Consider the following 21,846-nt stretch of genomic DNA (forward strand, 5'->3'; position numbering starts at 1 on the left):
TATAGATAAGAGTAGTTGAAATTTTTATCACATTTTTTATTTTTCTGTAGAGCTAAATTCATACTAAACAAAGATTTTGAAATAAAAGACTAACATAGTTACATAACGTTAGCATTTCATTTCCCTAAAACAAGCTAATTTGGTCTAAAAAAGCAGCAAACTATAAACTAATAGGTTCCACACCAAATGTAGCCCCATACTGCCCCATAAGTCCGATTTATAGCGCACCATCCCTAAAAACATTCCCAATGAAACATACAAACACCAAGCTAGAATGGTTCCTGGATGATGAGCTAAAGCGAACAAAACACTTGTCAAGGCAATTCTGATATCTAATTTTCTGACCAAGTCCCATAAAATTTCTCGATACAGAAATTCTTCAACCATACTCGCATTGATTAAAAACAATAAAAATGAAAACCAAGGAACTTGATATTGAAGGCCAATTAAGTTTGCTTGATTCGTGCTTCCTTGAGCACGGATTAGGCTAAAACATAGACTTATAATCAGTAGGCTAGCTAATCCTATACCAATCCACTTTATCCTAATTTTCATATTGACCTTGGCCACTTGTTTTCGTTGACCATACATCCATAAAAAAGAAATGAGTGACGAACCATAGAGAACCTGTAGTATAGTTAACTCACCGATACAAAGAAATTTCAGTAAGTATAGAGATACCAATAGGACATTTACTTGTTGGAATATATAAACTGGAATTATTCTTTTCATAGTTACCTCCGAAATAAATCTTCATAATCTAAATCTAATACCTGCACAATCCTTTCTACCCATGGACTTTGAGGCATTCGTTGTTCCATCTTATAGTGGCGAATCTTTTGATATAAACGATTCAATTCACTTGGATAGTGAAACTCTCCCGCAAACATTTTTCTGGTTAACTCAATCCAGCTGATATTTCTTTCAGCCAAAATAATGGACAAGTTCTCCCAAAATCGTTCAGCCATATTTCTTCTCCTTTAGTTAGATAAATAATGTGTTTGTGCCATGTAAATCAATTGTTTCGTATCTCTTGGCAATAAAGCTCTAGCCTCTTCCAAATTCAGATTTGGATAAACCCGCTTATTTGAAACCGCAAGAGGAAGTCTGATGGTTAGTTCAGGATTTTTTAATATCATCTCGATGAAATCTGTTAATTTTAGGTTATCTCGATTCTTAAATCGTAATAAATTGGGAGATAAAAACTCAAAACAATCTGAAGAATAGCTCATCATCTCAATTAATTTGTCCTTTGTCATTTCAGAAACTGAATGACAAGATACCTCGATGCCATAGTTTTGGAAGAAGTCTAAAAGAAGTTGATTTCTTTGGCTATTTTTACTTAGATAGAGATCAATCATGGGAGACCTCCAAAAGATTCGATTCCATTTGATATTCTGAGACGACTAAGGAATCTAATGAATGTGAGAAGTTAATTGATTTCTTGTCTTCATCATAAGCTTTTACAGTTACTTGGGTTGTAAGTATTCCCTCTTTCCCCTCTGCTCGATAACCTTGTCCATATAAAATAAAAACGAGATTTTGATGATCATCTACAAAGGCATCAACTCCATTCTTTATGTCTTGACTTTCAAGGAATTCCATAACGTTTTGAAGATAGGATTCGTAAAATAGTGGGTAGTTATGTTTTTTATGGTAATCATCTAAGAATGTCACTTCAAACTCACATGGATAATTGGGCATCAAAAATAATTGTTCATCCAGCTGTTTGATTTCTGCATCATGTAATTCTGTTTCTAATTCATCACAATCTAGTATTGATTCTTTATTTAATGCTTTCATCTTTTTCCTCTATTTCTTTTAATTTCTTTGCGATTGCGGCAATCACAGAAACTGTTACACTATTACCAGCTTGTTTATAGAGCTGACTATTACTAGAGACTTTTCTAGCAGCTTCAAAAGCCCAATCAGGAAACCCCTGCAAGCGAAAACACTCTTTAGGGGTGATTCTTCGTATCCTCAAACGGTAAAATTGTCCATCTATTAATACACCGGCTACATGATAAACTTGTTTATCTTCTCCTTCATAGCTAGCAACTACTACTCCCATTTGTCCACTAGTTGTTAACGTATTCGCTATACCTTTGCCAACTCTACCACGACGATACTGAGAATTTGGTCTTTCCAAATTGATGGAATCTCCTACTTCTGCTTGAGCATATCCTTTTTTCGTTGCTTCCCGTACTTTTAGAAATTGGATTGGTTCTGGAATTAGTATTTTGGGGATTTTATCTCCACCTTGCATTGTAGTCAATGTTGGAGATAAACCCTCACTTCCATAGACGCGACCTGTCTCCTTAAAGCTAGTTGGTAAATCTCCAACAACGACAATACCATGGCGATCTTGAGTATTTAAAGTAAACATTGGCTCTTGATTATCCTTAAAACGTCTACCATTTTGTCTTTTTTCTAATCTGTCTGGTGTAATGCAAGGAATCGCAACCTTAAATCCTTCTCCTTTTCCACGAACTAAGGTTGGCGCAAGACCTTCTGAATAATAGACTTTACCGCTCATTCCACTTTTTGATGGATTCAAATTCCCTAATGTTTTTAAAATCTCAGAGTTAGTTGCTTGACCTTCTCGTCTGAAAGGAAATAAGAGTCTGGTACCTTTCTTTCTAGAATGTCCGATAATAAACACCCTCTCTCTGTTTTGGGGAACGCCAAAATCCTTACTGTTAAGCACCTGCCACTCAACATCAAACCCCAACTCATCAAGTGTGGTAAGGATTGTGGTGAACGTCCGTCCCTTATCGTGATTGAGTAGGCCTTTAACATTTTCAAGAAAAAGAAAACGTGGTTGGATTTGTTTGGCCGCCCGAGCAATTTCAAAGAACAAAGTTCCTCTAGTATCTTCAAATCCCAATCGTCTTCCTGCGATTGAAAATGCTTGACAAGGGAATCCCCCACAGATGACATCGACTTTCCCTCTAAGTTTTTTAAATTCGTCATCTGAAACATCTCGTATGTCATGAAATTCTATTTCTCCTTTCGTTTGAAAAATGGACTTATAAGATTCTCTAGCAAATTTATCAATCTCACAAAATCCAATACATTCGTGTCCGACACTTTCCATTCCTAGTCGAAAACCACCGATACCTGAAAATAAATCAATAAATCTCATTTCTTGATCACCCCTTTCTTATCGACTACCATTGTCAGAACTGTCACTCCACTTGAAATGACAATAAGCATAACTAATATCCACTCGATTGGCGACATTTAACCACCTCCTTTTCTAACACGGTTGTTCCAAACAGAATACAAGCCATTAAACACAAATTCAGCAAGTACTTCTGCTCGTCGGACAAAGCGAATATTGTCAAGAGCATACTGATAGATTCTCTCAAAATCAGTCATAACAATTTCACTAGCTGTTTCAGAAAAACCTTCTCGTCTAAATTGATCTTGTACCAATCCCCAAATATAATCTCGATCATATTTTGTGACCTTTTCTACTTTTCTTTTCAATATAGGTTGAGTATTCCTATCCTCCTCATCCTCAATAAATAAAGAATCAGTCTCACTATATTTAGTCTCACTAACTTCAGTCTCACTAGGGGCTGAATATGAGACGGGGGGCGTTTCATTTTCAACCTGCCCTAGTCTTTTTTTAACACTAGGCCTGTTCGAACTAGCTACTGGGGTAGAAGACAACTCCCCTAAATAAATCTTATTAGCTAGTCTCCCTTTCTCACTTGAAGACTGTTGGACTTCATCAATTAAGTCATATTCTTTAAGAGTTTTTTTGATGGACAGTAATTTTGACTTCGAACAACCTAATAGCCTCATCAGTTTAGAATTAGAAAATACTAAATAAACCGCTCCTTCTTCATCTATCCAACCACGACTGAGAGATAATTCTAAACGATCCTTTAAAATAGAATAAGCTACCTTTACTTCTAGTTTCATATCCATATATTTCTCATCCTCAAAAAGAATTTTAGGTAATTTGTAATACCGTTCTGAAGTTTGGTATTGATTTGCGGTTATTCGTTTCATAGCGCTCCTCCAAGTTCTTTGAGTATTAAATCTCCACTTGATTCCAATCGAACCAATCCACTTTTTTCTAATTCAGCCATAAGAGAGATGGCTTCAACAATGTCAATTCCCATTTCACGTACTAAAAATGAAATGACAATATAGCGTGATGATTGTAATTCTTTTGTCATTTTCCCTCCTGAAAATAAAAAAAGGAGAACAATATACAATTGTTCTCTCTTAAGATAAATATTTATTGTTGTATTCATTTTTCCGATACGCAAACGACATCTACAAATACATTTACATCTATGTGCCTTTTTAGGACTTTTTTAACGTCAAAATTGCCTTTATCTACAAATACAAAATGCTTGTAAAATAGTTTAAAATCAAGGATTTTCACCCTCTTGTTCGTTGTAGCAACACTACACACTCCACGTGATGCGTTTGCGGAAAAAGATCCACTGGCTGGACTTTCTTCAATTCATAGCCCAGTTCTTGATAGAGTTTGATATCACGCGCCATAGTTGCCACATTACAAGATATATAGGCGATACGGTCAGCTCCTGTTTGAGCACTTGCTTTGATGAAGCTTTCGGTCAAGCCCTTGCGTGGTGGATCGACCAGAATGGCGGTTGGTTGGATGCCTTCCTTGAGCCAATTCTTCATGGCATTTTCTGCTGTGTCACAGACATAGTGGGCATTGGTGATGCCATTTATACTAGCATTCTTCTGGCTATTCTCCACAGCTTCTGGGATGACCTCTACCCCATAGACTTCTTTGACGTGCTTGGCAACTGACAAGCCAATAGTCCCAATTCCTGAGTAGGCGTCAATCACCACATCATCTTCTCTTAAGTCCGCAAAGTCAATGGCTGTTTGATAAAGTTTCTCTGCCATTTCGGTATTGACCTGGTAAAAGGCTGGTCCAGAGATTTGGAAATCATTTCCCAACATTTGGTCCGTAATAAAGTCTTGACCATATAGCGTACGCCATTCTTTCCCAAAAATGGAATTTGTATTCTGATCGTTGATATTTTGCATGACAGATTTGATGGCTGGGAATTGCTTGATCAGCTGCTCGATCAATTGGTCCACACGGAAAATCTTGGGACGAGTGGTGACCAAAATGACCATGATTTCTCCAGAATGGTGGCCTCGGCGGACCACAAGGTTTCGAATCAGACCAGACTGTTCCTTCTCATCATAAGGCTTGAGATCAAAACGACGAATCAAATCCCGAAGCGCCAAGACCACTTGGTCAATGACTGGATCCTGGATATAGAAATCTTCGATCGGCATCAAATCATGAGAGTTCTTCCGAAAGAAGCCTGTCTCAACCTGACCATTGACGCGACGAACAGGGACTTGGGCCTTATTGCGGTATTGAACAGGATGGTCCATTCCCAGGGGCAGGGGTACTTCTATATCTGAGATTCCCGCCATCTTGTAAAGACTATCCTTGACCTGCTTGGCCTTAAATTTTAATTGCTCAGGATAGGCTAGGTGGCCTAAGTCAGCAATACCTGTACGCAAGTAAGCCAGGTCTAGCTCCTCATTACGATGAGGGGACTTTTCTAGGTACTCCTCTACTTTACCGTAGCCGATCTTTTTAGTGACCTTGAGCACGCGCATGCGGATGACTTCTCCTGGCAAGGCATTCTCCACAAAAAAGACCAGGCCATCGACCTTAGCCACTCCTGCTCCTTCGTGCGTCAAATCAACAATTTCTACGGTTACAATTTCATTCTTATTTAGCATGTTTTTATCTTTCTACAAATTAAAAGGGACGGAGTTTGGAACACTCCTATCCCTTAATTATATCATCTTAAGCCCATTTGGGACAATTTCTTTTTATAAGCATCGAAATCGACCAGCAATCCTTGACCACCATACATATCGTAGGCATCGACCCAATCCCCATTTTCTGGGATTGTGATGCGTTCTATCCCCTTGCTGGCACTTCCGACTAAGCCAATCCCGTTAGTTAACAAGAAGGAGAACGGTACATTGGTCGAGGTCATAGCAAAGACCTTTCCTAGTGCTTCAGAACCAGTGAAGAGTTTAGTTGGATCCTTGATTTGGTGAACAATGGCAGACATGACTTCTTGTTGGCGTCTCGTCCGTCCAAAGTCTCCCTCATCATCTTTACGGAAACGAGCATAGTTGAGGAGGGTCCGGCCATCCATCCGTTGTTTTCCGACCTTAATGGTCTGATTCGGAACAACGCCATCCTTCATATTCAAGTCATCAGGGACTTCAACTTCAGACACAGTTTCACCATCAATGGTGGAGAATTGAGCATTCATCTCCACCCCGTTAGGGAAGAGGGTATCGATGGCTGTCGCAAAGGTTTGGAAATCGACCATGGCATAGTATTGGATATCAATGTCAAAGTTATCCTTGAGCATCTGACGGACCAATTCCGCTCCTTGGTTGTTATTCTGCTCTCCAATGGTAAAGGCTGTATTCAGCTTCTGGTCATAGTAGTCTGAGTAATCTGGATCCGTCTGCTGGCTCACACCGTCAATATGGACAAGTGTGTCCCGCATAAAGCTAACCATCTTGATCTTGCCATCTTTATTATTGACATTGACCACCATGATGGAGTCCGTTCGAGTCTCAGACGAGCTTTCCCCTATTCGACCATCTGTACCCAAGATAAGAATATTGACCCCGTCACTGGTCTTCTGGCCGTTAAAATACTCTTTAACAGCTGGTTGAGCATTGGTTCCACCAGGTTTGCTATTCAAGCCCTTAAGAAACATAAAGACCATCCCACCAAGAACCAATAATAAGAAAACAGCAATCCACTTTAAAATACGTTTGAAGCGGATTTTTCTTCCCTTCTTACGTTTGGGAAGACCTGTTACTTCCTCTCGATTCTTTTTATTGGATTTGGCTTTATCCTTTCGACTACGTGATGGATAGACAGGTAATTCATCAGACTCATTTTCTCCTCTACTTGAAGAAGCCTCAGACTCTTCAGCAATTGCTGAAACGGGGTCATCTTGGAAACGTCCCTCTGATTTATTTTTTAGGTACTTGTATTCCGACTGCTCTTTCTCGTTCAGGTAATGGTAGTTGGAATAAAGGTAATCCAATCTCTTTTGTTCATGATAGGATAGGTTTTCTGATTCTCTACTCATACGTTCTCCGTTTCATTGTCTTTTAGCACATAGACCGAATAGTGGCCTAAGGTTTTGATGGAAACTCCTAGGGACTCCAGTTCTTGATAGGTAGAAGCAAACAGTAATTCGTCAGCATCCACCACATCGATGATAAAAAAATATTCCCCTAGGGCCGTCTTTAAAGGACGGCTCTCAATTTTTGTTAAATTTAATTCTCTTGAAGCAAATGTAGATAGGGCCTGGCATAAGGAACCTGCAATATTACTTGGTAAGGTAATGGCCAGACTGTCCTTGCAGGCAACACTCTTTAAGGAGCGACTGCCTTCAAAAGGCCGCTGACCAAGAATCCAAAAGCGGGTATAATTCTGATCCATCTCTTGAATATTACTGGCTACAACTTCCAGACCATATTCATCCTTGGCCTCCAAAGGCGCAATGGCTGCAATAGGTAGTTCGGGATGTTGTGAGACATAGCGAGCTGCATAGGAAGTCGAAGTTGTCATCTCCAGTCTGGCTTGAGGAAAATGCTCTTGGACATAGGCTTTTCCCTGGGCTAATGCCTGTGGATGCGAATAGATGACTTCAATGACTTGATCCTGCTTAACGGCCAAGAGTTGTTGCTTAATGGGATAAACCACTTCTGCGATAGCCTGGAAACTGGCCTGGTGAAAGAGATAGTCAATGGTCTCATGGACACTGCCTTCAATGGAGTTCTCAACAGGGATGACTGCATAGTCTACTTGATGGGATTCATAGGCTTTCAATACCTCAGTAATAGAACCATAAGGACACAATGCAGCGTCTTGAAAACTTTCTAGAGCTACATGATGGGTAAAGGATCCCTTAGGACCGAGATAAGCTACAAGCATCGAATCATCTCCACAATTTCTTCAGGTGTCTTATCAGCAACATCAAGCACATGTGTGGCTACTTCTTCATATAGGGGCAGGCGTTGTTCATACAAGGCATGAAACTCCTCTTGAGTCTTATCAAGAAAGAGAGGCCGCTTATTTACAGGATCAGTTGCCAGTCGTTGATAGATGCGATCAAAATCAATCCGCAAATAAATATTACAAGGATTCTTCTTGAGGAGCTCACGATTTTCAGACCTCAAGACAATCCCCCCACCAGTTGAAATGACGGAACTCTGTCCATTTAGCAATTCTTGCAACAAAAGCGACTCTTGCTGGCGAAAACTCTCTTCTCCAAAGCGAGCAAAATAGTCCGAAATCGGCATTTCTAAGCGTTGAACCAAGAGCGCATCCATATCTACAAAAGTTGGATCTAATAAACGACCAATGGTCGTTTTCCCTGCTCCCATAAAGCCGAGTAGTACTTTAGGCATGGGACACCTTTTCTAAATCCTCAAAGAAGGAAGGATAACTGGTATTAATAGCTTCTGCACGCTCGAGTTTCACTTCACCCTCTCTTACAAGCAGGGCTGCAATCGCCCCCATCATGCCGATCCGGTGGTCGCCAAAGGTTTGCAGACTAGCAGCATGCAAGGGCGTTTTCCCTTCAATGATCATACCATCCTCTGTTGGAGTGATGGACGCTCCCATAGCGTTTAGACTATCTGCCACAACTTGAATGCGATCCGTTTCTTTAACTTTCAATTCTTCAGCATCTTTGATAATGGTTCGTCCGGAAGCCTGAGTTGCTAAAAGAGCAATGATTGGAAGCTCGTCAATCAAGCGAGGAATCAAATCACCTGAAATTTCTGTTCCATGGAGGTCTGAAGTCTCTACGACAAGGGTCGCCGCCTTAGCAACTGGATCAAGATCCAAGATTTGAAGCTTGCCACCCATTTTTTCAATAACCTCTAGAATGCCTGTACGAGTTTCATTGATGCCGACATTCTCTAGACGAATCTGACTATTAGGGACAATCAAACCAGCTACCAACCAAAAGGCCGCACTGGAAATATCACCTGGTACCGTAACCTCACAGGCTTGGAAGCTTTGAGGCCCACGTAGGCGAATCTCTTTGCCCTTCACGCTGATCCGGCCACCGAACTGCTGGATCATATCTTCGGTATGATTCCGTGTCAGTTCCTTCTCTAGAATGACTGACTCCCCTTCTGCTTGCATAGCTGCAAAAAGAAGAGCTGACTTGACCTGCGCAGAAGCTACCGGTAATGAATAATGGATTGGTTGTAACTCTTTTGATCCATGCAGATGAAGGGGCAACATGTCTCGATCTGTTTGGCCCTGAATAGTGACTCCCATCTCTCGAAGGGGGATCGCTACTCGGTCCATTGGTCGTTTGGACAAGCTATCATCTCCAACCATGGTAACTGGGAAGGGACTTCCTGCTAAGACACCCGCTATCAATCGAGTAGAGGTGCCTGAATTTCCCATATCCAGATCATTTTTAGGTTGTTGAAAGGCTTCGAAGCCTTTCCCCTCAATGGTGATCACTTGACCATCATCTTGGATAGAGACGCCTAGGTCCCTAAATACTTGAATAGTGGATAAGACATCTTCACCACGTAAGATATCATAGACCTTAGTGGTTCCATGCGCAAGGCTACCAAAGATAATCGACCGATGACTGATTGATTTATCCCCTGGAACACGAATAATTCCATTTAAACCCTTACAATTCGTTTGTAATTTCATGGCTTACCCCTTCAAGCTTTTCTAAAAATTCTACCATAAAAAAAAGCCATTTTCAACGTTCACTTGGAAGGACCTCCAAGAGGAGGGAGAAAAAGAGAGTAGGACAGAAATCGGTCATTCGTTAGAATTCGATTTCGTCGTCCCACCTCCGCACAGTTGAGTAGGGCTGTTAAAGCTGATGAAATCAGCGTAGTAGAGTCCACTCAACAGCTGCGTCTTGCTCGACAATCCAAAGACAATTGAGAGGCTAGGACTTTTGTCCCAGCCTCTCCCTTATTTAAATAAATCTTGAACTGGATCAAAAATAATCCGTTCAATATCTCCTAGATAAACAGATAGTTGCTGTTGTTTGGTGAAAAATTCATTCACAATTGGATTTCCTTGTAATTTTTCAGCAAAATCTTGCATCTTCTTTTGTTGGTCTTCGGTTGGCATTTGTCCAGACTGGATAACCCCATGGATTTCTTGTTGGAAAGCAAGGTAGTCTCCGAATAAAGCTTTTGCATCCGCATCTGCATCAATGGCTTCCTTACTAGCAAGGACAGCTTTGTATTCTGGTAAGTCACGAATTCCACGTGACAATTCATTGGCTATATCATAAATATTTGACATGTGATTTCTCCTTAAAGGTTTGATTTCATTCTATTATACAAAGAATATTTTACATATTGCATTAGAAACTGATGTTTTTAAAAAAATCCTACTTGAGACCTATTTGATCACTACGCTATAATCCGTTTGCTCTGTAATCAGGGCTTCAGCCCTTGCTTGATCTGCAACTGTCTTAAAGGAAATTTGGAGGATTCCATAGACATCTTCCCGGTTTTCCTCATTAATATGAATATTGACCAAGGAAGTCCCACGAAGCAACTCCAAGATCCGAAGGATGACATCTTCTTCGTCTGGGACATCCACAAAAATGTCAAAGGTACTTTCCACCCCGCCTCGTTTGTGGATCTGCATGTGCTGGCGTTGCTCTCGACTCTGATCAAAGAAGGACCAAATGTCATCTTCTTGCCCTTGTCTTATCATATCGGCAACTTGGTCAAGGCGATTTTGAAAGTCCGCTATCCGATCAAGAACAGCACTTGGATTGGACAGCAAGATAGAAGTCCACATGCTGGGCTCACTCTCTGCAATCCGCGTCATATCACGGAATCCACCTGCAGCAAAGCGACCCGTAAGGCTATGCTCCTCTGTATAAGCAGCTGCTTGTCCCATCAGGGTTGCAGCTAATACATGAGGAAAGTGGCTGATTTGAGAAGTGACTCGATCGTGTTCAATTGGATCCACCTCGATGAAACGGGCTCCAAGCCCTGAGAGCAAATCCTTCATTTCCAAAATAGCACTGGGATCAGTCGCAAGAGTTGGAGTAAAAATGTAATAAGCATTTTCAAAGAGGGTAGAGTCAGCCGAGGCAGCTCCCGTCTTGTGACTCCCCGCCATGGGATGCCCACCGACAAAACGGACTGGGAGATGGTTAAAAGCTTCTTGACCCGCTTCTACAATCGCCCCCTTGGTCGACCCCACATCCGTTACAATAACCCCTTCTTTCAGTGGCATTTTTGACAATTGCTGAAAGGTTTCAATCGTTTGTTTCACAGGTAAGGAGACGATGATAACATCTACTTTAGAAGCAAACTCTTCAAGATTGGCCGTCACCTTATCAACAATCCCATTCTTCAAAGCAATATCCCGCGAGGCTTGACTGCGATTATAACCTAATAGAGTAACTTCTGGATGGCCCTTCCGAATCCCCATGGCTAACGAAGCTCCAATCAGTCCGAGACCGACGATATATACAACCTTTTCTTCCATTTATTTCTCCAGTTAGAAAGCTTTGGTATAGGCCCGATGAAGCTCGACAGCTTCCTTCAATTCCTCCAGATTATCAGAAGAGAATTTATCCAAGACTTCTGTAGCTAAGACCGTTGCCACCACAGCCTCCATGACTACTCCCGCCGCTGGAAGTGCTGTTGGATCACTCCGCTCCACCGTTGCCTTATATGGCTCATGCGTTTCAATATCGACACTCATGAGGGGCTTATAAAGGGTCGGGATTGGCTTCATAACCCCACGGACAATAATGGGCTCCCCATTGGTCATGCCTCCTTCAAATCCGCCTAAATGATTGGTTCGACGGGTATAACCATTTTGTTGGGACCAGAGGATTTCGTCCATGACCTGACTGCCTTTGCGACGACCAGCTTCAAAGCCCATTCCGAATTCTACTCCTTTAAAGGCGTTGATGGAGACAACCCCTTGAGCAATTTTGGCATCCAATTTCTTGTCCCATTGGACAAAAGATCCTAGACCAACAGGCACACCACCTACAATGGTTTCAACGATCCCTCCGATGGTATCTCCTTCTTTCTTCACGCTATCGATATAGGCCTTGATTTCTTTCTCTCGCTCTCGATTGACAATAGAAACCTCGGATTGAGCGACCGCTTCTTTGATTTGCGAAACCGTAAGATTTTCTGGAACCTCTACTTCGATGCCACCGAAATTAACGATGTGGCTGGCTACTTGGATCCCAATCTCTTCTAATAACCGTTTGGCTACTGCACCAACTGCTACCCGCATAGTCGTTTCCCGAGCCGATGACCTCTCCAATGAATTGCGTAAGTCATCGAAACGGTACTTGATCCCACCGACCAAATCAGCGTGGCCTGGACGAGGCTTAGTAATTTTCCGAAGCCCCTTTTTCTTTTCTTCCACATCACTGACAGACATGATCTCCAGCCATTTTTGATGGTCTAGGTTGGTGACATTCAAGGTGATGGGGCCTCCCATGGTCAAGCCATGGCGAACTCCGGAGGTGATCTCGACCTGATCGCTTTCAATCTTCATCCGTGCTCCACGACCGTAGCCCCCTTGGCGACGTTTCAACTCAGCATTGATAAAATCAGCCGTCAAAGGGAGTCCTGCAGGCACTCCTTCAATAATGGCTGTTAGTCGTGGTCCGTGTGATTCTCCTGCTGTTAAATAACGCATGGTATCTCCTTTGTCGGTTTCTAGTTTAAGAAGTCTTTCATTTCTTCCAATGGGACTGGATGAATCTGACAAGTGCCAATTTCTGGGACCAAAACGAGTTTTAATTGATTGCCCCTCGCCTTCTTGTCCAAGGTCAAGGCTTGATATAGCTCTTCTTTATCCCATTTATGGAATTCTACTGGTAAGCCAAATTTTTGACACATTTGGCGAATGGCCCGTGTTAAACCGGCTTGGACGAGTCCCTTGGCTTCTGCCACCTTAGTGACTTGTACCATCCCTATCGCTACGGCTTCTCCGTGCATGACCTGGCCATAACCTGCAGTTGCTTCAATGGCGTGTCCAAGGGTATGACCAAAATTCAGATAAAGACGGATGCCCTGGTCTAGCTCATCCTCAACAACCATCTTGCGCTTGACTTGACAGGAATGAGCAATCAGGGATTCTGCATGCTCATAAATAGACTCGACGGAGCCATCCATTCCTTCCAATTCTTCCCATAATTCTGGATCCTCAATGAGTCCATACTTGATGACCTCCCCCATGCCCTCGATCAACTCACGTTGGCCCAGGGTCCGCAGTACCTCAGGGTCAATCAAGACTCCAGCAGGTTGGGCAAAGGTTCCTACCAAGTTTTTAGCATAGAGCGTATTTACTCCAGTCTTGCCTCCAATAGAAGAGTCGACTTGAGCAGTCAAACTAGTTGGTACTTGGACGAAATGAATCCCACGCATATAAGTGGAAGCCACGAAACCAGCTAGATCTCCGACAACGCCACCACCCAGAGCAAGGATCCCATCCGATCGTGTCATGCCATTCTTCGCTAAAAATTCATAAACTTTCTGAACAGTCGTTAGATTTTTACTAGCTTCTCCTTCTAGAAACTCATAATGAACAACTGTAAATCCTTCACTTTCAAGGCATTTCACTACCTGACTTGCATAAAGGGATCCCACATGGTTGTCTGTTATGACTGCTACTTTTTGAGGTTCCCATAAATGACTGAGCCAAGTTCCTACCTTTTGGATTGCTCCATTCTCAATGACAATCTCATAACCATTCTTTGGTAGATCAACATTCACCTTCATAAGGATCTCCTTTCAAATCCATGTGAAAAACATTACAATTTCACCATTGTATAAAAATAGAAAACAGAGCATACTTGATTAAGTTTTTCTGTTTTCTTCCATCATTTTTCTAATACATATTCAGGGTATTCCAATTTCAAGGCTTGCCAGACTTCCTGCTCTGGGAAGGTTTTATACGTCATTAGTTCGAAGGCTAGGGCAGCTTGATGAAACAGCATTCCAAGCCCATTTACCGTTTGCAGCTCTTGTTCTTCCGCTAATTGAAGAAACGGTGTCTTGGCAGGAAAATAAGCCAAGTCGGCTACTAGACATCCTTTAGGAAAGGTAAAGTCCTTAGGAACAGGAAGGGAAACTCCGTCCATTCCAAGTCCAGTAGCATTGATCAATAAATCCGTCCCCACCATCATTGCATTGACCTGGTCCCGACGGGATAAGTCATGGAGGACAATTGAAAAAGAGAGAGCTTCAGATAGTGGAGAGAAGGTAGCCTGATACTTGGCTAAACTTTCTGGGCGAACAAATAAATGTATCTCTGCCACTCCTTGTCGAATAGCTTCTAGGATAATGGCAGTTGCTGCCCCGCCTGCTCCCAAAAGGACAAGTTTCTTATCCTTTATAGAAAAAGTCTTGGGTAGACTCTTTAAAAAACCAAGTCCATCGGTATTGTATCCTGTTAAGCAACCATCCTTCTGAACAATTGTATTGACCGAACCGATGAGTTGGGCACTTTCATCCACCTGATCTAAGTAGGGTAGGACTTTTTTCTTATAGGGCATGGAAATATTGGCGCCCAACATATCCAGTACTCGTAACTGTTGAAGACTTTGTTCAACTTGTTCTTCTGCCACTTCCCAAGCAAGGTAGACCGCATTGGTGGCGGTTAGTTGGTAAGCATGATTGTGAATAAAGGGCGAGATACTATGACGAATGGGCTTAGCAATGACGGCCGCCATTCGCGTATAGCCATCAATCCTCATCTAAGATCTCCCGAATCTTGTGCATGCTTGCCAAACTGATTTGACCTGGTGCACTTTCCTCTCCAACACTAGCATAGGACCAAACAGAACCAGTTAAATCGGCAGCAATGCGAGAAATTCGGCCAATTTTCCCCATAGAAATTGTAACGAACTCTTGTTCTGGATTTAGAGTTTTAAAGCCACGTGTATAGTTCATCAAGTCGAGAACATCCCGCTCAGTATGAGCCATCACAGAGACCTTTACCAATTTCGGTGTAAAGCTGGTTAATTCCGACATAATTTCCATCATGTTTTCAGGGGTTTCCTGGAAATTGTGGTAGCTTAAGCAAAGATTGGAATAATCCATCATCTGATTAAACTCGGCCTGGTGACCAAAGTACTCAAAATCGACATAATCCGGATGATAGATGTTATTGATATCATGGATAATGGCCACGTACTCTTCACCAGAAAGTTCAATTTCTCCTCCCTGCTCCCGTGTCCGCAGGGTAAATACAATCTCACGACCGGCAAATTTTTCAAAGATGGCAGGCGCAACTTGTAAGATATCATTTTTATCCAAATAATCCGCACGCCATTCAATGACATCTGCTTCCTGATACCGACTGGCATCAATGGCCTGTGCTTCTTCAAAATTTCTTGGCATTACAGAAACAACTAATTTCATTGATCCACCTTAATTGTAAAAACTTTCAAGTAATTACTACTTTCTTCCTTTTCATTGTATCGAAAATCAGCTGGAAGTCCTACCTCACTGATATAGCGATGTTTATGGCCTTTAAAGCCCTTTTCAATTTCTTTTTTAAATTTGTCTCGACTGACATTCGCAGCGTTGGTACTAGCAATCAAAATACCTTTTGGATTTAAAATCTCTAGGGACTGCTCAATTAGTTTGTGATAATCCTTCGCAACTGAGAAGGTACGCTTCTTATTGCGAGCAAAACTCGGCGGATCTAAAACAATCACATCATAGGTCAAACCATGACGCTTGGCATACTTATAATAATCAAAAACGTCCATGACAATAAAGCGGTGCTGGTCTAATTCTAGACCATTTGCCAAAAAATGAGCTTCAGATAGTTCCCGACTACGCTTGGCGAGATCCACAGAGGTCGTCTCCAGTGCTCCTCCCATAGCAGCTGCCACTGAAAAAGCCGCCGTATAGGAAAACATATTGAGCAAGGTTTTGCCTGTTGCTAAACCATCTACTAAACTAGCGCGCACTTCATGTTGGTCCAAGAAGATTCCTGTCATCAAGCCATCATTCAGAAAAACTTGGTAACGAACTCCATTTTCCAAAATACAGAAGGTCTCTGGAGCTTCTTGACCAAATAGATGAGCTGACTCATAACCGGGATCCTTAAAACGGATTTTTTCATATCCTCCCAAGACTTCAGGAAAAACTTCTTGAAAAGCTGCAACGATCAAGTCTCTGATTTGATAGACAAAGGCATTGTATATGGAAAAGACGGCATAATCTTCATAGAGATCAATGGTTAAGCCTCCAAATCCATCGCCTTCTTGATTAAAAATTCTAAAAGCAGTATCCAATTCCGACTGATAATAGGAGAGACGTTTAGACTTAGCTTCAGCAAATAAGTGACAAAAGTAAGCTTGATCCAAGGTGATTTTCTTCGGAGAGATGACCCAACCAAGCCCCTTGTTTTGCTCGGAAAGGTAACCTGTCCCAACAAAGTGGCCCGAAGCTGTAACCAGTTCGACAACCTCATTGTCAAAGGGGAGCTGCCCAAAGTCAACCTTCTCTAAAATCTTATAACCTTTATGGATTTTCTTCTCAATTTGTCGGTTAATTGTCAGCTTTTTCATACTCTCTATTGTATCAAAATTTTCAAAATTTCACAAAGTCTCTTCCTTAAAAATACGATTAATAACAAAGTGATCTCCATCGTTTTAAACATTCTTGCTCTTTTTGTTTAGTAATAGATTACAAATCTCAAACTTAGACTTTCTATCCCTCATTATCTGCTTGCTTTATTTTCAAAACGATCTAAATTATGGTATACTGTTGTAAGAAAATTTTTAGGAAATAAGGCAAGGAAGTATATTTTTGTGAAAAAAATTACCAAAACGATACTCGATGCTATGAGTACCAGACTAGGATTTGTCTTTACCCTACTGTTGCTTTATTGGTTTAAAACCATGTGGGCCTATACAGTAGACTTTAATCTAGATATTCAAGGCTTCTATCAGGTTTTTCTTGCAATCATTAACCCGATACCGTTAAGTCTCTTATTCATCGGTCTCGCTTTTTATATTAAGAGAACCAAACTCTTCTATTTGCTATCTTTTAGCATCTATGTCATTTTATTTATCTGGTTGATATCCAATTCGATTTATTATCGTGAGTTTACAGATTTCGTAACTGTCAATACCATGCTAGCCTCTAGTAAGGTATCCGCTGGTCTTGGGGCAGCAGCCTTAGAATTGTTCCGACCTTGGGACATCATCTATATTCTAGACTTTCCAATTCTAGCTTTCCTCTTTTTTAAAAAATTGGTCAAACTAGATCCCCGTCCATTTAATAAACGGGCAAGTTTTGCAGTTACTTCTCTCTCTGCTATGCTCTTCTCTGCCAACCTTTTCTTGGCAGAGATTGACCGTCCGGAGTTGTTAACGCGTGGATTCTCAAATTATTATGTAGTCCGTGCGCTTGGCTTACCAGCCTTCTTAGGTTACAGTGCCAACCAGACTTACATGGCAAATAAAGAACGCTCAAAAGCCTCTGAAGTAGACTTGAAGCCAGTTGAAGAGTATGTTGCTAGCCACTATGCTCAACCAAATCCTGAAACCTTTGGTCTAGCTAAGGGACGAAATGTCATCTATATCCACTTGGAAAGTTTCCAACAATTCTTGATCGATTATAAATTGAAGGTCGATGGCAAAGAATACGAAGTAACCCCTTTTATCAACTCACTTTACCATTCAAATGAAACCTTTGCATTTGCTAATGTTTTCAACCAGGTAAAAGCTGGTAAAACATCAGATGCAGAGACCATGATTGAAACAGGCTTGTTTGGTTTGAACCAAGGTTCCTTTATGGTGAACTACGGTGGCACCAATACCCAGCAAGCAGCTCCTTTTATTCTTTCTAAGAATGGCTACCAATCCAGTGCTGTTTTCCACGGAAATGCCGGAAGCTTCTGGAACCGTAATACAGCTTACAAACAATGGGGCTACCATTACTTCTTTGATGCCTCTTACTTTACCAAGCAAGATGATACCAATTCCTTCCAATATGGACTCAACGATAAGATCATGTTTAAGGATTCCATCAAGTACTTGGAACACATGCAACAACCGTTTTACACCAAATTCATTACAGTTTCCAACCACTATCCTTATACGACAAGTCTGATTGGTGACGAAGTCGGCTTCCCTCTGGCAGAAACGCAAGATGAAACAATTAATGGGTATTTTGCTACAGCCAACTACTTGGATGCTTCCGTCAAGGCCTTCTTCGATTATCTCAAAGCTTCAGGCTTATATGAGAACTCTATTATTGTTTTGTATGGTGACCACTACGGTATTTCAAACTCTCGGAATCCAGCCCTAGCTCCTCTGCTCGACAAGAACTCGGAGACATGGTCTAGCTATGACAATGCCATGTTGCAACGCGTGCCTTATATGGTGGTGATTCCAGGTATGGACAAGGGGAAAGTGATTGAAACCTACGGTGGAGAGATTGATATGCTTCCGACATTGGAACACTTGTTAGGAATTGATTCTAAGAACTTCCTTCAAGTTGGACAAGACTTATTATCTCCAGATCATAGTCAAATCGTTGCTTTCCGTTCATCTAACTACTTTGTGACCCCTGAGTATACAAGTTACAGTGGCCGGACCTATTACACCAAGACTGGTGAAGAAATCACCAATCCAGACGAAACAACGAAAGAGCAACTCGATAAGATCCGTGAGGCAGCGAATCTTCAACTCAAGATTAGTGATAGTATTCAAACTGGTGATCTCTTACGGTTCTATACCGGTAATGATCTTGGAAAAGTCAACCCAGATGATTACTCTTACAATAACTCGATGAAAGCATTGAAGAAAATCGAAAAAGAAAAAGGGGATGCATCAACCAGTCTCTATAGCCAAAAAGGCAAGCAGTCAACGGTTGATCTCTTCAAGGCTCCTAGCTATAAGGAACTCCATCCTGAACAGTTCAGTTCTTCTTCATCATCGAGTGACGATTCTAGCTCAAGTAGTTCCAGTTCATCTTCATCAGAAAAAAAATAAGAGTGGGACAGAAATCGGTAATTCGTTAGAATTCGATTTCGTCGTCCCACCTCCGCACAGTTTAGTTCTGCTATAAAAGCTGATGAAATCAGCGTAGTAGAACCCACTCAACCACTGCGTCTTACTTGACAATCCAAAGACAATTGAGAGGCTAGGACTTTTGTCCTAGCCTCATTTTAAAATGTAGACAAACTATTTTTACTTAAGGTATCTGGATTGTTTTCAAAAACAACTTCTATTAATTTGGGTCATTAAAGCAAATCTAAAACTTTCCGCTGTGAGAAAAGTTTTAGATCTGTTTAAATGGCACACAAATAGAAGTTATCTTTTTTAAAATCATCTAGCTATTATTTAGAAATAATTGTGTTTCTACATTCTAAAAAAAGATTGGGATTTCCCACTCTTTTTTTTATTTATTTCTTCCATTCAAAGACGGAAGCTGTTAGATTCTCAACATAGAATGGTCGTTTATTTCGACTATTTCCAACAAGAAGCTCAAGATGATCTGCGTTCTGGAGATAGAATGGAAGTCCACTGGTGTTAAAGATGACAGAATAGTGTTTATCCCAATTTAATTCAAAGACGATGACACCACTACCCATATCCGCTGTATGCACAAAGACATGTTGGTAAATTTCCTCATAAGACTCAAGAGACAAGGCAGGTAAGGTCTTCTTCAAATGAATGATTTGACGAATATAGTCAATCGTATCCTTGTTGACAGACACCAGATTCCAATCGACTTGGTTGACGGCATCTGGCGCATTATAGGAATTCATAGCGCGTTCTCGATCTGCCTGGGTCACTTCTCCATCTTCACCCGTTGCAACCAACTTGGTTCTTAGGAACTCTTGACCAACTTGCATAAAGGCCATCCCTTGGAAGAGGAGATTCATGGCTGTCGCCACTTCTACCTGCTTCTTAATTTTTTCCTGAGAGTCATCTGGATGGACATAAGAAAGTAAATCATAGAGGTTGTAGTTATCATGGGCTTCTACATAGTTGAGAACCTGACTTGGAGTTAGGAAGGATCCCATCTCTGCACTACCTAGAACAGACCGCGCAATGATGTCTTCTGTAGACTTCCGACTAACATAGCCACGTTTGATAGAGCCAAAGACCTCAGCCCCCTTAATGGCATCTCGAGAGGTATCATTAAAGAAACCAACCTCAGCCATTTGATAAGCATTGTCCTTCTTGGCCTTATCTTCTGGAGCTAAGCCTGTCCCCATATCCCAACCTTCTCCATAGAGGAGGATCCGTGGATCAATCGCATCCATGGCTTCCCGGATTTCATTCATCGTATCCACATCGTGAATCCCCATCAAGTCAAAGCGGAAACCGTCAATCTTATATTCCGTTACCCAATGTGTCAAGGAATCAATCATGAACTTGCGATACATCTCATGCTCACTGGCTGTCTCATTCCCAACTCCTGTACCATTTTGGAAGGATCCATCTGGATTCATCCGGTAATAATAATCAGGAACAGTTGTTTGGAAGGCGCCATCTTCTGTCGAATAGATATGGTTATAAACGACATCCATAACCACTGAGATTCCTGCTTCATGGTAGGCGTGAATCATTTCTTTTAATTCGCGCATGGTGGTTTTAGGATCGTGAGGTTTGGTCGAATACCAAGTCTCAGGTGCTGAATAATTCTGCACATCGTAGCCCCAGTTGTAGAGGACATTGCCTTCTTCATCGTAGGTCTTATAGCGGTCGGTAACTGGCTGCAATTGCACCACATTAACCCCTAATTCCTTGATGTAATCAAAAGCAGTAGCATCACCCTGGGCGTTCTTAGTCCCAGTCTGGTGAGCCCCTCGGTAGGTTCCTCGATAAGCTTCGTCCACACCGGAAGTTGGAGAAATGGTCAAATCCCGGATATGCATTTCATAGACAACCGCCTGACAGGGATTATCCAGCCGCCAGTCAGCCTTCTCATACGCTTCTGTTTGAAAGGCAGGGAAGATGCGATCATAATGGGAAAGAATGGCTGATTTTTTCCCATTTTCACTGGTAGCGATCGTATAAGGATCACGCGCAATCTCCGTATGGTAATCAAAATAAACCTTGTACTGATAAGCTAGTCCACTGAGGTTCCCCATGACATCGGCATACCAGACACCACAATTATTTCGAACATGGTCGCTAGATTCACGCTGGCCACGAACCATTGGAACAATCTTCCAAACCTTGCTGTCATTAGCAACAGAATCATAGATGAGGAGGTCTACTTTATTGGCAGTAGGTGCCCAGAGTTTAAAGCGGTAATCATCATCCTGCTGGCGATAGCCCAACCATCCTTGATATCCCCATTTGGCATCAAATTCCTGGTAATGAGTCGCCATATCAAAAGCATGTGGCTTCCGACGGCTGTATTCATGACTAGTCATTGCAGCCTGTAAGGAATAATAAACGGTATCATCCCCTTGAATTAACCAGACTTCTCGCAAATGCCCTTCAGGCAAAAGCTCGATATGGTATTCGTCTGACTGACTGATCCAGTTTCCTTCCTTGATGATGACATGACCAAACCGTTGAGGCGTCTCACAGTTATATACTAAGAGCCCCTCAACTCCAAAATAATCGAGCTTGGAGAAGGATACTTCCTCCCCCAAAACCCCTTCATGCCACTTCCACATATCACGTGCAAAATAATCGCCTACAGGATGATGGTAGTGGATTTTAACTTGATACTGATGCATCTTATTGTATTTCCTATTTCCTAACTAAGAAGAAATGAACATTGCCCACTCTCAGCAATGAA

Annotated in this window: 21 protein-coding genes; 1 reads left to right on the forward strand and 20 read right to left on the reverse strand. The window is 41.7% G+C overall.

Going from position 1 to position 21,846, the window contains the following annotated elements:
* Nucleotides 1-144: 144 nt before the first annotated feature.
* The 19 genes from N596_RS03355 to N596_RS03440 all read right to left on the reverse strand — a co-directional run bounded on the left by N596_RS03355 (nucleotide 145) and on the right by N596_RS03440 (nucleotide 16,640).
* Nucleotides 145-732: a CPBP family intramembrane glutamic endopeptidase gene (locus N596_RS03355; protein ID WP_023026951.1), complete on the reverse strand. Its 588-nt coding sequence runs from the start codon at nucleotides 730-732 to the stop codon at nucleotides 145-147.
* 2 nt (nucleotides 733-734) lie between these two features.
* The gene (locus N596_RS03360) at nucleotides 735-968 is read right to left on the reverse strand and encodes a hypothetical protein (RefSeq protein ID WP_000840776.1); all 234 of its coding nucleotides are present in this window, start codon (nucleotides 966-968) and stop codon (nucleotides 735-737) included.
* 12 nt (nucleotides 969-980) lie between these two features.
* Nucleotides 981-1,361 (reverse strand): thioredoxin domain-containing protein, encoded by a 381-nt coding sequence (locus N596_RS03365; protein ID WP_000566543.1) that lies wholly within the window; start codon nucleotides 1,359-1,361, stop codon nucleotides 981-983.
* Nucleotides 1,354-1,803 carry a hypothetical protein gene (locus N596_RS03370; protein ID WP_023026952.1) on the reverse strand — a complete coding sequence of 150 codons (450 nt, stop codon included), beginning with the start codon at nucleotides 1,801-1,803 and terminating at the stop codon, nucleotides 1,354-1,356. Before N596_RS03370 ends, N596_RS03365 begins: the two co-directional genes overlap by 8 nt.
* Nucleotides 1,787-3,145, reverse strand: coding sequence for a DNA (cytosine-5-)-methyltransferase (gene dcm, locus N596_RS03375; protein ID WP_023026953.1), 1,359 nt, complete (start codon nucleotides 3,143-3,145; stop codon nucleotides 1,787-1,789). The genes N596_RS03370 and dcm overlap by 17 nt, the downstream gene beginning before the upstream one ends.
* A gap of 98 nt (nucleotides 3,146-3,243) precedes the next feature.
* Nucleotides 3,244-4,023 (reverse strand): replication initiator protein A, encoded by a 780-nt coding sequence (locus N596_RS03380; protein ID WP_023026955.1) that lies wholly within the window; start codon nucleotides 4,021-4,023, stop codon nucleotides 3,244-3,246.
* Complete coding sequence (locus N596_RS09980) at nucleotides 4,020-4,193, reverse strand: hypothetical protein (protein ID WP_000159607.1); 174 nt, start codon at nucleotides 4,191-4,193, stop codon at nucleotides 4,020-4,022. The genes N596_RS03380 and N596_RS09980 overlap by 4 nt, the downstream gene beginning before the upstream one ends.
* A gap of 208 nt (nucleotides 4,194-4,401) precedes the next feature.
* Nucleotides 4,402-5,763 carry a 23S rRNA (uracil(1939)-C(5))-methyltransferase RlmD gene (gene rlmD / locus N596_RS03385; protein ID WP_023026957.1) on the reverse strand — a complete coding sequence of 454 codons (1,362 nt, stop codon included), beginning with the start codon at nucleotides 5,761-5,763 and terminating at the stop codon, nucleotides 4,402-4,404.
* A 62-nt stretch (nucleotides 5,764-5,825) separates the two neighbouring features.
* Nucleotides 5,826-7,151 (reverse strand): LCP family protein, encoded by a 1,326-nt coding sequence (locus N596_RS03390; RefSeq protein WP_023026958.1) that lies wholly within the window; start codon nucleotides 7,149-7,151, stop codon nucleotides 5,826-5,828.
* Nucleotides 7,148-8,002, reverse strand: a complete 855-nt coding sequence (pheA, locus tag N596_RS03395) for a prephenate dehydratase (RefSeq protein ID WP_023026959.1) — start codon at nucleotides 8,000-8,002, stop codon at nucleotides 7,148-7,150. The genes N596_RS03390 and pheA overlap by 4 nt, the downstream gene beginning before the upstream one ends.
* Nucleotides 7,993-8,478 (reverse strand): shikimate kinase, encoded by a 486-nt coding sequence (locus N596_RS03400; protein ID WP_023026960.1) that lies wholly within the window; start codon nucleotides 8,476-8,478, stop codon nucleotides 7,993-7,995. The genes pheA and N596_RS03400 overlap by 10 nt, the downstream gene beginning before the upstream one ends.
* Nucleotides 8,471-9,754 (reverse strand): 3-phosphoshikimate 1-carboxyvinyltransferase, encoded by a 1,284-nt coding sequence (gene aroA / locus N596_RS03405; protein WP_023026961.1) that lies wholly within the window; start codon nucleotides 9,752-9,754, stop codon nucleotides 8,471-8,473. The genes N596_RS03400 and aroA overlap by 8 nt, the downstream gene beginning before the upstream one ends.
* Nucleotides 9,755-10,027: 273 nt before the next feature.
* Nucleotides 10,028-10,366 carry a YlbF/YmcA family competence regulator gene (locus tag N596_RS03410; protein ID WP_023023590.1) on the reverse strand — a complete coding sequence of 113 codons (339 nt, stop codon included), beginning with the start codon at nucleotides 10,364-10,366 and terminating at the stop codon, nucleotides 10,028-10,030.
* Nucleotides 10,367-10,465: 99 nt separating this feature from the next.
* Nucleotides 10,466-11,572, reverse strand: coding sequence for a prephenate dehydrogenase (locus N596_RS03415; protein WP_023023592.1), 1,107 nt, complete (start codon nucleotides 11,570-11,572; stop codon nucleotides 10,466-10,468).
* Between the two features lie 12 nt (nucleotides 11,573-11,584).
* A complete protein-coding gene (gene aroC, locus N596_RS03420) occupies nucleotides 11,585-12,751 on the reverse strand; it encodes a chorismate synthase (protein WP_023026962.1) in 1,167 nt (388 codons plus the stop codon).
* Nucleotides 12,752-12,771: 20 nt separating this feature from the next.
* Nucleotides 12,772-13,836, reverse strand: a complete 1,065-nt coding sequence (gene aroB / locus N596_RS03425; RefSeq protein ID WP_023023596.1) for a 3-dehydroquinate synthase — start codon at nucleotides 13,834-13,836, stop codon at nucleotides 12,772-12,774.
* A 101-nt stretch (nucleotides 13,837-13,937) separates the two neighbouring features.
* Nucleotides 13,938-14,813 carry a shikimate dehydrogenase gene (gene aroE, locus N596_RS03430; protein WP_023026963.1) on the reverse strand — a complete coding sequence of 292 codons (876 nt, stop codon included), beginning with the start codon at nucleotides 14,811-14,813 and terminating at the stop codon, nucleotides 13,938-13,940.
* Entirely contained in the window at nucleotides 14,803-15,480 is a 678-nt protein-coding gene (aroD, locus tag N596_RS03435) for a type I 3-dehydroquinate dehydratase (protein ID WP_023023600.1), read from the reverse strand. The genes aroE and aroD overlap by 11 nt, the downstream gene beginning before the upstream one ends.
* Complete coding sequence (locus tag N596_RS03440; protein ID WP_023023601.1) at nucleotides 15,477-16,640, reverse strand: class I SAM-dependent rRNA methyltransferase; 1,164 nt, start codon at nucleotides 16,638-16,640, stop codon at nucleotides 15,477-15,479. The genes aroD and N596_RS03440 overlap by 4 nt, the downstream gene beginning before the upstream one ends.
* 243 nt (nucleotides 16,641-16,883) lie before the next feature.
* Between N596_RS03440 and N596_RS03445 the strand changes: the two genes are divergently transcribed.
* Nucleotides 16,884-19,073, forward strand: coding sequence for an LTA synthase family protein (locus tag N596_RS03445; RefSeq protein WP_023026964.1), 2,190 nt, complete (start codon nucleotides 16,884-16,886; stop codon nucleotides 19,071-19,073).
* A 413-nt stretch (nucleotides 19,074-19,486) separates the two neighbouring features.
* On the opposite strand, the gene pulA is transcribed toward N596_RS03445, so the two are convergent.
* Complete coding sequence (pulA, locus tag N596_RS03450; RefSeq protein ID WP_023026965.1) at nucleotides 19,487-21,784, reverse strand: type I pullulanase; 2,298 nt, start codon at nucleotides 21,782-21,784, stop codon at nucleotides 19,487-19,489.
* Nucleotides 21,785-21,846: the final 62 nt, after the last annotated feature.

This window comes from Streptococcus ilei, assembly GCF_000479335.1.
Taxonomy (GTDB): Bacteria; Bacillota; Bacilli; order Lactobacillales; family Streptococcaceae; genus Streptococcus; species Streptococcus ilei.